The following is a 13,614-nucleotide window of genomic DNA, read 5'->3' as shown; positions in this document are numbered from 1 at the left end:
GCGGGCCCCTTCTTCATGCCCGCCCCCGCCCCGCCCTCGCCCTCCGGTGCTGGCGTGATTACGACAACTTCGGCCGGTCCGTAGCCGTCTCATGTGGCGCCGACGACGATGGTGCGCATGGCTGGCGATCTTTCCCGACGACTGGTCTCCGACGAACTGTGGGCCCTGGCCGAGCCGTTGCTGCCGGCGTTCGCACCCCGCAGACAGGGCGGGGGCACCGCTCCCGTCGACGAGCGCGCGGTGCTCACGGCGGTGGTGTACGTGCTGACCAGCGGATGCGCCTGGCGGCAGCTGCCGCCCTGGCTCGGGGTCGCGCCGGCGACCGCGCACCGCCGCTTCACCGCCTGGACGGAGGCCGATGTGTGGCGACGGCTGCACCGGCCCGGCGCACGGGGCGGACTGGCGGGCCCGGGTGAGTCCGACTGGGTCGCCGTGATCGTGCGGGCGGCGAGGGTGCGGACGGGGCAGGCACCCGCTCCGGCCGACCGGACAACACGCGCCGAAAGCGCGCCACGCGAGACGGCCACGAAGTCACAGAATTACTCCGCAATCCCCCAACTCGGGCATCGCCAATGCCCTTGACTCCACAATTGCCGCGATGATCCTCTGACCATCACGCGCAGGAGGGGAGGAGTGATTCATGCGGTTTCCGAACATCTCCGAGAGGCGAATACGCGGTTTCCTGGCCGGCCCGGCGGCCGTGCTGGCGATTCTGGCCGGTGCCACCGCGTGCGGCTCGGGCGCGACTGGTGAAGAACGCGGGAAGCCGGTCGCGGCGCATGAGGAAACCGAATCCCCCGTCCATCCGGCCAAAGGCCCGCTCTACCTCGCCATGCAGGAAACAGCGGACGACCGAAAAGGGTTTTCGCTCCGCGACGCGACCGGCCTGAACCGCTATGTGAGTCCGGCCCACGCGAAGAAATTCAAGGTCTGCTTCGAGAAGGAGAAACCGAAGCTCAGCGCGGTGATCCTCTTCGCGGTCCGGAATTCCGAGACCTGCCCCGAAGAAGTCGGCGCCGAAGCGAAAGCGGACGCACAAGCCGACGCGACGCCGAACGTCGTGGGCACACAGCTCCGCAAGGCCACCGACCAGCTCGTGCTGGCGGGCTACGCACCGCGCCGCATCCACGTGGACTTCAGCGGCAAAGCCGCGTCCAGGGAGCGGAGTTGGTCCTACGAGGTCTGCGGGCAGACCCCCGCGGCCGGCACTCCCTACTCGGCGGACCTGAGGCCACGACTCGTGATCTCGGCCTCCTGCCACCAGGGCTGAACCAGAAACCGACGGATCCACCAGAGAGTCAAGGGGTATTCCCATGCGCAAGCTCGCACGCGTCGCGGCCGTACTTCCGATCATGGCGGCGCTCAGCATCGGCATGACCGCCACCGCCGGGGCCGAGACGGACTGTACCGACTACTCCGACAACGGCGGCGCCAAGGCCCAGTTCAAGGCGTACGGCGAACATCTCCTGGTCGACGACGTTTACGCCGACGGGCACTCCGCCATCGGCGGGATCGAGATCTACGGCGACGGTCACTACTTCTACTGGAACCGCATGGGCGCGGACGGCGGCGTCCGCGACGTCGACCTCGACATCGCCGAGGGGACGTCCGTCGTCATCAACGCCTGGCTCGGCAACTGGGACGGCACCACCACGGGCGGAATCGACTTCGGTTCCAATGCCGTCTCGAACTGCCACGGTGTCGCCTGACCCTCGCCGCCCCCACCCCTGAAAACGACAAGAGCCCCTGAAAACGACAAGAGCCCACACCCCTGAAAAGGACAAGAAGGGAAGCGTGACGGACCATGCGCAGAACTCTCGCGATCACGGCCGCGCTCGCACTGTCGTTCACCGGCCTCAGCATGGCCACGGCCCCCGGCGCGTTCGCCGCCCCTGAGGCAGCCGCCGAGTACGGCTGTCCGGGGTCGCTCATCGACACGTACAACACACCCGCGAGCGGCGAGGTGTGGGGGCAGCTGCGGCTGTACTACTCCTCGGCGAACGGCGGCACCAACTGTGCCGTGCTGCTGGCGAAGAAGTACTACGGCACGACCCACTACATGGAAGTGGGCATCAACATCTCCGGGAGCAGCAGCAACCCGCCCGACTCCGGCGCGTACAAGTACTACGCCGGGCCGGTGTCCGTGACCTCGACCAACGGGCACTGCATCGACCTCGGCGGGGGCGAGGACAACGGCGGCGTGTGGGCGGGCCGGAGCCTGAACCGAGTCCACTGCGGATGACGGTGCGACGCTGACACCGAGGAAGGGGCCCGGCATCCGCCGGGCCCCTTCCTCGGTGTCGCCTGCTCACCCCCTGCCGCTCGCCGACAACAGCCCCAGTTCCTGGGCGCGAGCCCCCAGCGCGACCCGTCCGTTGACCTGCCAACGGGTCATCAGATTGCGCATACGGCGCTGAACCGTGCGGTGCCCGAGGCCCACGCGCCGCCCGATGGCGGCCTCACCCAGGCCTTCACACAACAACCGCAGAATGCGCAACTCGACTTCATCTATCACCGGCGGATGATCCATCCGAGGCCCCCCATGAGCACATAACGACCTGTTCGCCTGTGAACGACCCTAGGTCGCCCTGCGCCCTCTCCCCAGACGTACAAAGTTGATCAGGTGCACCCAATCTGACATTTGGTGCGGCGTAATTGCGCCACCCGAAGCCTGACGTGCATGTTTGCCGGGACTTTACGCCCCCTTGGCCAGATTTATTCGACTGCCCGTTGTCAGTGGCCCTTCTTAAACTGGCCACGCAGTCGACACAGAGCCGACTCAGGGGAGGGCGAATTGACCATTACGCCGGAATCTGAAGTGAGTGCCGAAACGCCGCACATCGACATCGATGACCGAAGAATTCTGAACCTGCTGTACCTGGGGCTCAACGACGCCGCCATCGGGCGGCGCCTGGGGATGGGCCACCGCACGGTGCAGCGCAGAGTACAGCGCCTCATGGACCGCTTGGACGTCGTCGGACGGGTGGCCCTGGGCGCCCGCGCCCAGGAACTCGGCCTGCTGCCCCCGGCCGCTAGGGAATGAGGAAGGCCACGAAAAGGCCGAGCGGCAGGAACACCGTCGCGGCCGCCATCAGCCAGCCCACCCTCCATGAGCTGCTGTCGCCCACCTTGACGCAGAACAGCGACATGAGAACCACGTAGACGGTCATCGGCACGAGCAGGATGCCGGCACCCACGGTCCGCTCCTTTCCGTCAGTGCGCCCGGGACCGCCGCCAGAGCGGCCCCGGGCGCATCCGGTCCTACGCCTTACGGCGTGTAGTTGTCGAGGAATCCCGTGGTCGCGGCGTCGCAGTGCACGACACCGGCCGGACGTGCCCCGGGTCCGTCACCGACGATCGGCACGGGCGCGTCGATGGCCCACGGGTTGCCGCCGCTGCCGCGGTCGGTCGCGTCGCACTTCCCGTAGGCGTTGCCGCCGATGCTGTTGACGCCGGGAACGTTGGAGAAGTTCCCCCAGTCTCCCAACCGGATCCGCGTGTTGGACGGCCGGCCGAGGTTGTCGGTCATCCGGTCGTCGACATACAGGTACAGGTCGGGCATGTAGCTCTGCCAGACGATGCCGTTGGCCGGCGTCGCGTCCCGGTTCTCCACGAGGTGGGTCGGCTTGACGCTGCCGTCCGCGCAGAACGCCGCCGCGATGTCCTGCCAGATCGGCGGGGCGTTGCCGATCTGGCTGCCGAAGATGTTGTTGTCCCCGCTGTTCTTGAAGAACATCGAATAGATGTCACCGGCGAAGTTCCGGATCATGATGTTGGTCTCGGGATGGGCCTTTACCTTGTCCACCCACGCCTTGACGTTGTCGTTGATGTACTTGTGGGCGATCATCGGCCGGTAACCGTGCACACCGCCGCCGACCGCCCGGAAGTCCACGCAGGTGTTGTCCGAGTTCAGCCGCGCTCCCCGGAAGTGCGGGAAGAACACCTGCCCAGGGGTGTCGCCGTCGGTGTACGGATGGGCGGTGATGTCCTTGCCGTACTCGAGGGCGTCCTGCGTGAAGTAGTCGATGTCGGGCTTGGTGATGCCGTAGTCCGACTCGATGGCCTGGATGATGTCGGTCACGAAGTGCGGCAGATGCGCGTTGCCGATCCGGACCTGGTAGTCACCCGACTCGCTCCCCGAGACGATCTTCCCCGTCGAATCGTCGACGATGAAGCTGACCTCGACATCACTCTTGATCTTGTAGCTGTTGTCGCCCTTGAGGGCCACGCTCGCGGGCTGGGACGCGTCCGGCCGCTGGTTGGACATGGCCATCCACACCGGGATGGACATGGAAGGCGCTGTTCCGTCGGCTCTCGGCGTCCAGCCGCCCGCCTTGATGTCCTTGTACCACTTCTCGGCGGCGTCATAGGTCCGCTGCCCGCTGCACTCGCCCACGGGCACGACCGTGGGGCAGCGCGCGGCGCCGGTGATGCCGACCGTGTCCGCCCCGGGGTTGTCCCAGCGCGGCCCCTGGTAGGCCAGGCCCATGCCCCAGTCGTACAGGGTCTTCATGCTGCGCAGCGGCGTGTAGAACTCCTCCGGAAGGTTCCCGTTGAGGTTCTGGTTGGCGTCGAAGATCGCCGCCGCGGTCAGGGTCCGCTCCACGTACCGCCCGCTGATCGGCTGCACGGCCACGGCGTCGTACGCGAGGTCCTTGTCGCCGGTGCCGTCCTGCGTGATGGTCGACAGCGTGACCTTGGGCTTGTCGTTGAACATGAACGCCCCGAGGGCCACCCAGCGGTTGGAGCTGCCGTTCTGGTTGATGACCCGGGTCTTGACCCCCTTCGCCGTGTGGATCTTGTATACGGCGTACTTGACCTGCGCGCCGTGGTCGGGCAGGTGCACCCAGATCTTCGCGGGTCCGTTGACCGCCTGGCCCAGCGTCCAGGTGCCGGTGATCTTCAGCCGTTCGCCCTTGGCGCCCTGCGAGCGGTCGTGGCCGAAGTAGAAGTGCCCGCCGAAGCCGGCGCCGAGCTGGTGCAGGTCGACCTTGGCCGGCCAGACGGCGGAGATGGTCTGCCCGTCATGGGCGAGCCCCGCCTCGCCGTCACCGAAGTCGAGCGAGAAGCTGCCCTGGTTCGTCCAGTCGCTGTTGGCGCAGCCGGGCCGGACCGACGGGGTCCCGCCGGGCAGGTCGTCGATGATCATCGCGCCCGAAGGCAGCCCCGAGCGGCTGCACTTGGGCGGGTAGGCGGTGCCGTCCGCCTGCTCGGCGTCGTAGTCGGGCGAGGTGAAGCGGAAGAGCTCGTTGCCGCACGAGTACGAGCAGTCGGTCTTCCAGCTCACGGACTGGTGGTACCAGCACTTGAAGTCGTCACGGGTACAGGGCCCCGCGCCCGGCTCGTTCTGCGCGCCGTCACCGATCTTCGACGGCTCGCACCAGTTGTACGGGCCGCAGAACAGGTCCTCCGGCGGCTTGACCTTGGCACGGTTGTACTTGGCCGAGCCCTGGACGGTGGCGTCCTCGCCGGTGCCGTTCCACCAGGCGGCGCGGAACGCGGCCACCATCGTGCCCGGTGACTCGATGAAGGACGGCGGATGGGCGGCGAAGCCCAGCACCTTCTCCGGGTACGGCCAGTTCTGCGGGCGGGCGGCTGCCGAGGCGTCCTCGTTGCCGAGCCGGTCCTCCATGAACGGCATCCGACCGGCGTCCCATTCGGGGTTGGCGGGGTTGTTGGCCCAGCCCACGCCCCAGGGCTCGTTGCCGTTGACGTTCTCGTAGAAGCCGGAGTTGTACGCCCACAGCGCGAAGAACCAGTTCTCCAGCTTGGTGGGGTCACCGTTGTGGACGACGAGTCCGGCCTTACGGGTCTGGTTCCACTTCCCGACCAGGATCTGCAGGCCGGCGGCTATGTTCGCGGCGTAGTCGAGGGCCACGGCGCGCTGCTTGTCGTAGTCCCAGGCGGTGCCGCCCTTGCCGTGCTCCCGGCCGGCGAGGCGCATGTGGTCGGTGACCTGGGTGACGCCGTAGCCGCAGTCGGCGCCGGACCAGTCGACGTCCCAGTCGTTGTCGGTGTTGCCGTCGTAGTAGTCGATGCCGTAGAAGTTCCCGATCAGCGGGCTGCCCGTGACGCCGGGCACCGCCGAACGGGCGGCCTGCCACATGTTCGACTCCTGCGTGGTGATGCCGAGCAGCACCTGCGCCGGCACCCGGCCGCCGCCCTCCAGGGTCGGGTTCGGGAAGAGGGTCTGCGGCGCGTACGCCGGCATCCCGAGGTTCTTCCAGTTCGCCGCGCGGGTCGCACCGAGGTTCAGCTTCCCGGTGACGGCCTTGTCGACGGCCCACTCCACCTGGCGGGGCTTGGGCTGCATCGCCTGGTTGCGGGGGTCGTTGCGGGGCACGGAACAGGTGCGTTCCGATTCGACGACCTCGGTGCGGGTGCCGGTGACGTCGTTGGGGTCGTCGGCAGCAAGGGAGTTGGTGGCTTCGCCGGCGTTGTCGGCAGCAAGGGGCCGCGTGGCAAGGGAGTTGGTGCGCATCCCGCCTTCACCGGCGGTCGCCTTTTTTGCGCCCCTGCCCAGCAGCGGCGACGGCGTGCGTGAGGTCTCCCACTGCGCCGACCTGGACTTCAGCGGCGTCACCACGAACTCGGCCTGCTCACCGCTGTCCCGGACCGTCGCCGTGACGTTCACCGGACGGGCGTCGAGCGCCGAGTCGGGCTGGAGGTACTTCGGCGAGCTCTTGCCGTCCGCCCACTCGGTGTGCTGGACGATCGCGGCACCCTTGGTGGAGAGGATCGCGTCCTTGTCGGCCCCGGCCAGCCGGGTGACGGTCCGCGGCAGACTCTTCGCCGGCTTCACCCCACCGGTGAGATAGACCTGGCCACCGCGCCGGGCCAGCCCGGTGTCACCGAGCGGCCCCGCGCCGAGCCGCATGACCTTGCCGCCGGCCCAACGCCGCACCAGGGCGGTCTCGTTCTCCTTGAGACTGTCGCGCTGCACCCGCTCCAGGAACACATAACCGCCGTCGCCGTCCCGGCTGACGCGGTAGGGCACGGTGCCCGCGGTGGCGAGCTTCTTCTTACGGCCCTTGCCGTCGATCTCGACCAGGGTGCGCCCGGACGCGGCGGCGATCTTCCCGCCGCCGCCCGGCACGGCCGAGGTGATCTGTCCGGCCACCACAACGGGCTTGTCCGCCTTGCCCGTTGCCGCGTCCACCCGGATCAGCCGGGTCTGCTTCTTGTCCTCACCCGGCGACTGCGTCAGCACCGCGGTCTCGCCGGTGCCGCACCCCGGGTTGTAGTACGACAGCGAGGCATTGACCTTCAGCTTCGTCACCACACCGGTGACCAGGTCGACCACGGCCGTGAAACCGCCGCGCGCCATCAGCTTCGGGTCGTTGGTGAACGTGCGCGGCGCGTACACGACCACCGCGCGCTTTCCCGACCCGGTGACACACACATTGCCGATCCACTGGTCCGCGTCGAAGCCCGGCTCGGCCAGCGACGCCAGCGTCTTCCAGGCGTAACCGCTCTTCTCCGTCGCGGTCAGCAGATGGAAGCCCTGGGCGTCACCGGTGGTGGTCCAGGCGATGTCCGTCGACGACTTGTAGTCGTCACCGAGCACGTCGGCACGGTCGCCTGGGGGCACGGAGTCCGGGCCCGGCTCGGTCGGGGAACCGGCTCGGGAGGTGGCGCCGGGTGCGGGGTTCTCCTCGGCCGACGCCGTGACCTGGAGCAACCCGGCCAGGATCCCGCCCGCCGCCATGAGGGCCAGCGGCGCTCTTGCTCGTCTGAGTCCTTGTCTGGGGCTCAACCACTCGTCCTTTCCTGCGTCCTGATACGCGTGCCTGGGCAGCACGGATCGTCCGGCCCGCGAACGTGCGGGGTGGGGCCGGAAGTTGGGGGGAGGGTGCGTATGGGGAGAGGGGGAGGGTGTGGCGTACGGGGGATGCGACGGCGTGGGGCGCTTTTGGTCTGCGGTGCTAAACCCCGCTGATACAGGCCTTGTTGATGCGTTATTCGATCAGAGGGGACGCGGGCGCCTCAATGGACGCAGGGGAATTGACGTCATTACGCCAGGGCCCGGGAGAAGGACGGGGGAAACGCGGAAAGCCCCGCTCTCCCTCCTGGGGAGGGGGAAGCGGGGCTTTCGGGTGCGGGGCTTACGGGTGCGGGGCTTACGGGTGTTCTTACCGGTGGCGCTTCTCAGCCGGCCAACAGCTTCTTCACCGTGGCGGCGACGCGGCCGCCCTCGGCGAGGCCCGCGACCTTCGGGTTCACGATCTTCATGACCGCACCCATGGCCCGCGGCCCCTCGGCGCCGGCGGCCTTGGCCTCCTCGACGGCCTGGGCGACGATGTCGTTCAGCTCCTCGTCGGACAGCTGCTTGGGCAGGTACTCGGCGAGGACCTCGCCCTCCGCCTTCTCCCGCTCGGCGCTCTCGGCACGACCACCCTGCGCGAAGGCGTCCGCAGCCTCGCGGCGCTTCTTCGCCTCCTTGGCGATCACCTTGAGGACCTCGTCGTCGGAGAGCTCGCGCTTCTCCTTGCCCGCGACCTCTTCCTTGGTGATCGCGGCGAGCGTCAGCCGGAGCGTCGAGGAGCGGAGCTCATCGCGCTCCTTGATCGCGGCGTTGAGGTCTTCCTGCAGCTTCGACTTGAGCGTGGTGGTCATGGGTCCGATTCTCGCAGGTGTACGACGCGGGACGCCCGTGCATTTACGGGATCTCGGTCTGCTGGTCAAGGGGGCGCTCGCGGTCTGACACGATGGAGGCATGCGCGCGCGATACGGAGTTCCCTTGGGAATGGCGGCGGTTGGCGCCGCCGGCTTGCTCTACTCGGCGGGGTTCGAGGCCCGTTCCTTCCGCCTGCGACGGGTGACGGTCCCCGTCCTCCCCGCCGGCATGCGCCCCCTGCGTGTGCTCCAGGTCTCCGACATCCACATGGTCGGCGGTCAGCGCAAGAAGCAGCGCTGGCTGCGATCGCTGGCGGGGCTGCGCCCGGACTTCGTGATCAACACGGGCGACAACCTGTCGGACCCGGAGGGCGTGCCGGAGGTCCTGGACGCGCTGGGCCCCCTGATGGAGTTCCCGGGGGCGTACGTCTTCGGCTCCAACGACTACTACGGCCCGCGCCCCCGCAACCCCGCCCGCTACCTCCTGGAGAGGGCCAGCGGCCGGCACGGCCTGAACGGCAACCCGCCCGCGGTCAGCGTGGTCCACAACCCGTGGGAGGACCTGCGGGACGGCTTCGACGCGGCGGGCTGGCTCAACCTCACGAACACGCGCGGCACGCTGAAGGTCGAGGGCGTGTCGGTGGAGCTGACGGGACTGGACGACCCGCACATCAAGAGGGACCGGTACGCGGAGGTGGCGGGCGGCCCGTCGTCGGCGGTGGACTTCTCGATGGGCGTGGTGCATGCACCGTACCTGCGCGTCCTTGACGCGTACGCGGCCGACGCGTACCCGCTGATCCTGGCGGGCCACACGCACGGCGGCCAGCTGTGCATCCCGTTCTACGGCGCCCTGGTCACCAACTGCGACCTCGACACGGACCGGGTGAAGGGCCTGTCGACGCACACGGCGGAGGGCAGGACGTCGTACCTCCACGTCTCGGCGGGCTGCGGCACGAACCGGTACACGCCGGTGCGGTTCGCGTGTCCGCCGGAGGCTACGTTGCTGACACTGGTGGGGCGGGAGCAGGGCTGAGGCCGGCGGCGGGGCGGCAGGGCTTACGCCGGGTGGTGGGGCGGGAGCAGGGCTGAGGCCGGGTGGTGGGCCGAGGGGTCTGTCGTCATCTGGCGGAGCGAGCGCGGGGGCGAGGGTGAGGCGAGGGTGAGGGCAGGGGCCGTTACTGACCGGGGCTGAGCGGGACTGAGGGGCCGATTAACCCGCACGGCCCGCCCGTATCGCCCCTTTTGCCACCCGTGCTTAGCGTGAGGGCATGACCGCCCCGATACCCAGGGACATCCCGGACCTCCCCGCGGTCCCGGGTGCACCCGCGCTGCTGCCCTCCCCCGTCCCCGCCGCGGCGGTGGTGGCCCCCGTACGCCGCCCGCTGGCCGCGACGTACCGCCTGCTGGTCGCCCTCGCGGCCGCCGCGGCGGTGACGATCGACCTGATCCTGGGCAGCCCGACGCGCGTCCTGAGCTACTTCACGATCCAGAGCGCCGTCCTGCTGGCACTGGTCTCGGCGGCGTCAGCCCGCAGGGCGTGGACCGCACGCCGCCCACTCCCGGCCGCGCTGACGGGCGCGACACTCCTCTACATCCTGCTCACGGGCCTGGTGTACCACCTGCTGCTGGCGGACACGACGACACCGTTCTCAATGACGGACGCGGCCGTCCCGGCGGGCTGGGCGAAGATCACGAACGTGGCCCTGCACACGGCCCTGCCGATCGCGGCGACGCTGGACTGGCTGCTGCTGACAGCCCCGGGCCGCCTGCGCCTGCGCCATGCGGCGACCTGGCTCCTGTTCCCCCTGGCCTACCTGGCCTTCTCCTTCACCCGGGGTGAGCTGCTCGTCCCCGGCACCCCGGCCCGCTACCTCTACCCGTTCCTGGACGTCGACCTGCACGGCTACAAGACCGTCCTGGGCAACGCCCTCCTCCTGGGCCTCTCCTTCTACGCCCTCGCCGTCCTCCTCGTGGCCCTCGACCACATCCGCCCGAACCCCCTCCGCCACCGCGCCCACCACCGCGCGAAAACCGGATTTCGTCTCCAGCCACCAGTGGGCTAAAGTAAACGACGTCGCCGCGACAAGCAGGAACAGCAGCGACATCGGGGTGTAGCGCAGCTTGGCAGCGCGCTTCGTTCGGGACGAAGAGGTCGTGGGTTCAAATCCCGCCACCCCGACAGCTAAATAGCAGTTCAGAGGGCCCTTACCGAGTCGGTGGGGGCCCTCTGGCGTTGCTGCGTGTCTATCTGCGTGACTATCGCTTTCTGAGTGCCTACGGCTTGCGCGGATCGGCTCCGAAGATCCCGTCCATGACGACGGCTCCAGTCTGGATCACGGGGCGGATCTGCTTCCGGTAGACCTCCTCTGTCACGGCCGTACCGGAGTGTCCGACGAGCCGGGAGATCTCCTCCAGCGGGACGCCCCGATCGGAGAGCAGGGACACGAAGCTGTGCCGGAGCTCCCGGGGCGTCCACTCCGCAGCGTCGACCCCGTCGACATCCTTGAGCGCCTGGCGGAAGGCGCGGCGGACGTTGGCAGCGTCGAGCGGCTTGCCGACAGCCGAGGAGAAGACGAGGCCGTGTTCCTCCCAGTGGTCACCGGCGGCGAGCCGATCCCAGCCTTGATCTTCGAACTGCTGCCAGAGTGCTTCGACGCAGCGCGCCGGCAGGGCGAGCGTGCGACGGGATTTGCGCGTCTTGGTGTCTCCGCTCCGGCGGACCGAGCGCCACACGGCGATATGCGGAGGCTGCGGCGGATCGAACTCGGGGCGCCCCTTCAGGAAGACGTGATCCCAAGTGAGGGCGCGCAGTTCCTCGGTACGGGCCCCGGTCAGCAGCGCGACGACGATGTAGGCGTACATCGAGGTTCCTTCGGCCCCTTTGAGCACTGCCTCAGCTTGGGCGAAGGTGAGCGCCTTGGACGGGCGCCCAGCCTGCCCCTGGGGCACCGAGCACAGCTCGACGACGTTGCGCTTCACCTTGTCCCGCGCCATGGCCCGCTTGACCGAGCGGTTCAGGCAGGAGTGGAGGCCCTGGAGTGTGCGCGTGCTGAGCGTCTTCGCCTTGGTGGCCAGCCAGCGGTCTACGTCCTCCGCGCTGAGGTCGCGGAGCTTGCGAGCGCCGAGCGACGGGATGACGTGCTTCTGGCTCAGGAGGGTTGTGGTGTAGTTGGTAGGTGCGATGGCGAGGCCGTCTTCGTGGTCCCGCAACACCTCCTTGAGCTTGTTCTTCGCTTCCGTCTTGGTCTTGCCACTCCCCCGCTTGACGATCCGCTTGCCGCTCGGGTCGAAGCCGAGGTTCGCCGTGGCGATCCAACGCTGTCTCTTCTCGTCCCAGTGCAGGCCGCCGTCACCGCGGCTACGGCGCTTCGTCATCAGGCGGCTTCTCCCATCTGGCCCCGGATGAAGGCGCGTAGGGCTGTGTCAGGGATGCGGCGGCAGCCGTCGACCTTGATGGAGACCAGGCGCCGGGTACGGATCAGGTCGTAGACCTTGGTGCGGCCGAGCTTGAGCCGGGCCATGACCTCAGGAACGGTGAGCAGTTCGGACGAGGCCGTAGTCATGTGGTGGGTTCTCCTTCCGTTCCGGGCGCGGGTTCGAGGGAGGCCGCGAGCCAGGTCTCGGCAGCGCTGAGGCCCGTTCCGGCGAAGACCCAGTGGGCGAGGACGAGTGTCGAATCCACCTCCGAAATTTCGGAAGTGCCATTGCTGGATGCCGCTGCTTGGGCACGGCGCCATTCGGCGCGGGCATCGCGGAGGGCGCCGAGCGTGGTCGAGTAGCGGCGGGACTTGGTGGAGAAGTGGCCGCGGAAGCCGAGCATGTGCGCCCAGGCCCGTAGGCGGAGGCCTGCGAGCTCCCGGCGCGCGCCGAGGGCCCAGGCGGTGCGGATCATGCGCCGGGCATGGTCGGTGATCCGCGCTTGGGCGAGTTCGGCGAGGAAGCGGATCGGGCGGTCAAGGGTGCCCGTTGCCGTCTCGGCGCCCTTGGTCGCGTACTTGGCGATGTATGCCGCTACGGCCCGCTCGGTCAGCTCCTGGCCGCCATCAAAGTCGGCAGAGCGGATCGGGCGGACGTCGAGCTGGCGGCCGAAGACGAAGCGGTGGGATCGGCCGTCGACCTCGGGTCCGGCGATACGCGCGGCGGTGGCGGCGGCTCGTATGGCGTCGGTGAGCAGGTCTGTCGAGGCCCAGGCCGGGGGCGCCGTTTCGCCCCCCTCCGGGCCGTCGAGGCGGATGACCGCGTGGAAGTGGACGGCGCCGCGCTTCTGGTACTCGGCCACCTTTGCGAAGGAGATGCGGGCGTGGTCGCGGAAGGCCCGTTGGGTGAGGCCGGCGCGCTGGGCCACCTCGCGGCGGAGGTAGATCGAGAAGCGCCGCCACAGAGCACCGGCATGCGCGTTCCAGAGGACGGCGGCTTCGTAATCGTAGGTGTCCGGGTCGAGGGGTGTGCCCAGAGCGGGATCATTCTCGTGGTGCCGGATACCGCAGCGGCAGTCCCGGCCGCCGTTCGGGCGGTTGTGGACCGGGCCGAAGCTCGGGGCGGTCAAGGTGGCGAAGACGCGGGGGTGGGTCGCGACCTGTTCCGAGGTGCCCTTGCCGCCGCGTAGTCCGGCGGTGATCAGGTGGTAGGTGTCGCGGCGGTAGGTCTCGGCGCAGGCGGCGCAACGGGTCGCGCGGCGGTTGTTGCAGCGGACGAGAAGCTGCCCGGCGGGGAGCGTGGCGGAGTCGAGGTGGTGCAGGACGTTGCCGATCTCGCCGGTTGTCTTGTTGACCGCGTACTCCGTGCGGTGGCCGTCGAGGCGCACGGGGTGCGTGCAGCCGCCCAGGCCAGAGAGTTGGCGGGCCAGCTCGGGCATGGTGCCGAGGGAGGCCAGCATGGAGAGTTCCGCCAGTGGGGGCGGAGTCTGCCGGGTGATGATGGGAGTTCCTTTCGGCTGTTTCGGCGGTTGGGAGGGACGGCCCCGGGGCGGCGGGATGCTTGGCGGCGTTGTTGCCGCCC

The 13,614-nt window shown here is 68.8% G+C and carries 14 protein-coding genes and 1 tRNA gene; 8 read left to right on the top strand and 7 right to left on the bottom strand.

Annotated features, from left to right (window positions below):
• The first annotated feature begins 117 nt into the window (after nt 1-117).
• The 4 genes from CRP56_RS23490 to CRP56_RS23475 all read left to right on the top strand — a co-directional run bounded on the left by CRP56_RS23490 (nt 118) and on the right by CRP56_RS23475 (nt 2,242).
• Nucleotides 118-582 (top strand): transposase, encoded by a 465-nt coding sequence (locus CRP56_RS23490; protein WP_179851104.1) that lies wholly within the window; start codon nt 118-120, stop codon nt 580-582.
• A 58-nt stretch (nt 583-640) separates the two neighbouring features.
• The gene (locus CRP56_RS23485; RefSeq protein ID WP_097267036.1) at nt 641-1,270 is read left to right on the top strand and encodes a hypothetical protein; all 630 of its coding nucleotides are present in this window, start codon (nt 641-643) and stop codon (nt 1,268-1,270) included.
• Between the two features lie 43 nt (nt 1,271-1,313).
• Nucleotides 1,314-1,709, top strand: coding sequence for a hypothetical protein (locus CRP56_RS23480; protein WP_097267033.1), 396 nt, complete (start codon nt 1,314-1,316; stop codon nt 1,707-1,709).
• A 95-nt stretch (nt 1,710-1,804) separates the two neighbouring features.
• Nucleotides 1,805-2,242: a hypothetical protein gene (locus CRP56_RS23475; protein WP_097267031.1), complete on the top strand. Its 438-nt coding sequence runs from the start codon at nt 1,805-1,807 to the stop codon at nt 2,240-2,242.
• A 66-nt stretch (nt 2,243-2,308) separates the two neighbouring features.
• Here the strand turns inward: CRP56_RS23475 and CRP56_RS23470 are convergent, their stop codons facing one another.
• Complete coding sequence (locus tag CRP56_RS23470; RefSeq protein ID WP_097267029.1) at nt 2,309-2,530, bottom strand: LuxR C-terminal-related transcriptional regulator; 222 nt, start codon at nt 2,528-2,530, stop codon at nt 2,309-2,311.
• Nucleotides 2,531-2,818: 288 nt separating this feature from the next.
• On the opposite strand from CRP56_RS23470, the gene CRP56_RS23465 reads away from it, so the two are divergent.
• Nucleotides 2,819-3,043: a DNA-binding response regulator gene (locus CRP56_RS23465; protein WP_257040919.1), complete on the top strand. Its 225-nt coding sequence runs from the start codon at nt 2,819-2,821 to the stop codon at nt 3,041-3,043.
• On the opposite strand, the gene CRP56_RS47680 is transcribed toward CRP56_RS23465, so the two are convergent.
• From CRP56_RS47680 to CRP56_RS23455, 3 genes are all read right to left on the bottom strand, one after another.
• Entirely contained in the window at nt 3,033-3,197 is a 165-nt protein-coding gene (locus CRP56_RS47680) for a hypothetical protein (protein ID WP_179851103.1), read from the bottom strand. The two genes, CRP56_RS23465 and CRP56_RS47680, sit on opposite strands and share 11 nt — an antisense overlap.
• A 71-nt stretch (nt 3,198-3,268) precedes the next feature.
• Nucleotides 3,269-7,756 carry a golvesin C-terminal-like domain-containing protein gene (locus CRP56_RS23460; RefSeq protein WP_143664931.1) on the bottom strand — a complete coding sequence of 1,496 codons (4,488 nt, stop codon included), beginning with the start codon at nt 7,754-7,756 and terminating at the stop codon, nt 3,269-3,271.
• A gap of 392 nt (nt 7,757-8,148) precedes the next feature.
• Nucleotides 8,149-8,616, bottom strand: a complete 468-nt coding sequence (locus CRP56_RS23455; protein WP_097267025.1) for a GatB/YqeY domain-containing protein — start codon at nt 8,614-8,616, stop codon at nt 8,149-8,151.
• A gap of 100 nt (nt 8,617-8,716) precedes the next feature.
• Here CRP56_RS23455 and CRP56_RS23450 point away from each other — a divergent pair, with 100 nt between their 5' ends.
• From CRP56_RS23450 to CRP56_RS23440, 3 genes are all read left to right on the top strand, one after another.
• Entirely contained in the window at nt 8,717-9,649 is a 933-nt protein-coding gene (locus CRP56_RS23450) for a metallophosphoesterase (RefSeq protein ID WP_097267023.1), read from the top strand.
• 235 nt (nt 9,650-9,884) lie between these two features.
• A complete protein-coding gene (locus tag CRP56_RS23445) occupies nt 9,885-10,679 on the top strand; it encodes a Pr6Pr family membrane protein (RefSeq protein WP_097267021.1) in 795 nt (264 codons plus the stop codon).
• Between the two features lie 42 nt (nt 10,680-10,721).
• Nucleotides 10,722-10,795: transfer RNA gene (locus CRP56_RS23440), tRNA-Pro, on the top strand.
• 95 nt (nt 10,796-10,890) lie between these two features.
• On the opposite strand, the gene CRP56_RS23435 is transcribed toward CRP56_RS23440, so the two are convergent.
• From CRP56_RS23435 to CRP56_RS23425, 3 genes are read right to left on the bottom strand one after another with little or no spacing between them, the layout of a single operon-like run.
• Nucleotides 10,891-11,991, bottom strand: a complete 1,101-nt coding sequence (locus CRP56_RS23435; protein ID WP_097267020.1) for a site-specific integrase — start codon at nt 11,989-11,991, stop codon at nt 10,891-10,893.
• Entirely contained in the window at nt 11,991-12,179 is a 189-nt protein-coding gene (locus CRP56_RS23430; protein WP_097267018.1) for a helix-turn-helix domain-containing protein, read from the bottom strand. The genes CRP56_RS23435 and CRP56_RS23430 overlap by 1 nt, the downstream gene beginning before the upstream one ends.
• Entirely contained in the window at nt 12,176-13,492 is a 1,317-nt protein-coding gene (locus CRP56_RS23425; protein WP_097267016.1) for a replication initiator, read from the bottom strand. The genes CRP56_RS23430 and CRP56_RS23425 overlap by 4 nt, the downstream gene beginning before the upstream one ends.
• Nucleotides 13,493-13,614: the final 122 nt, after the last annotated feature.

Origin of the sequence: Streptomyces sp. TLI_55, from assembly GCF_900206255.1 — a bacterium.
Classification (GTDB): Bacteria; Actinomycetota; Actinomycetes; order Streptomycetales; family Streptomycetaceae; genus Streptomyces; species Streptomyces aquilus.
This window is presented reverse-complemented; position numbering and strand designations above follow the sequence as displayed.

What these genes read in the sequence shown, in the direction of transcription:
- CRP56_RS23490 (WP_179851104.1), top strand. Translation starts at nt 118, where the DNA reads ATGGCTGGCGATCTTTCCCGACGACTGGTCTCCGACGAACTGTGGGCC.
- CRP56_RS23485 (WP_097267036.1), top strand. Translation starts at nt 641, where the DNA reads ATGCGGTTTCCGAACATCTCCGAGAGGCGAATACGCGGTTTCCTGGCC.
- CRP56_RS23480 (WP_097267033.1), top strand. Translation starts at nt 1,314, where the DNA reads ATGCGCAAGCTCGCACGCGTCGCGGCCGTACTTCCGATCATGGCGGCG.
- CRP56_RS23475 (WP_097267031.1), top strand. Translation starts at nt 1,805, where the DNA reads ATGCGCAGAACTCTCGCGATCACGGCCGCGCTCGCACTGTCGTTCACC.
- CRP56_RS23470 (WP_097267029.1), bottom strand. Translation starts at nt 2,530, where the DNA reads ATGGATCATCCGCCGGTGATAGATGAAGTCGAGTTGCGCATTCTGCGG.
- CRP56_RS23455 (WP_097267025.1), bottom strand. Translation starts at nt 8,616, where the DNA reads ATGACCACCACGCTCAAGTCGAAGCTGCAGGAAGACCTCAACGCCGCG.
- CRP56_RS23450 (WP_097267023.1), top strand. Translation starts at nt 8,717, where the DNA reads ATGCGCGCGCGATACGGAGTTCCCTTGGGAATGGCGGCGGTTGGCGCC.
- CRP56_RS23445 (WP_097267021.1), top strand. Translation starts at nt 9,885, where the DNA reads ATGACCGCCCCGATACCCAGGGACATCCCGGACCTCCCCGCGGTCCCG.
- CRP56_RS23435 (WP_097267020.1), bottom strand. Translation starts at nt 11,991, where the DNA reads ATGACGAAGCGCCGTAGCCGCGGTGACGGCGGCCTGCACTGGGACGAG.
- CRP56_RS23430 (WP_097267018.1), bottom strand. Translation starts at nt 12,179, where the DNA reads ATGACTACGGCCTCGTCCGAACTGCTCACCGTTCCTGAGGTCATGGCC.
- CRP56_RS23425 (WP_097267016.1), bottom strand. Translation starts at nt 13,492, where the DNA reads ATGCTGGCCTCCCTCGGCACCATGCCCGAGCTGGCCCGCCAACTCTCT.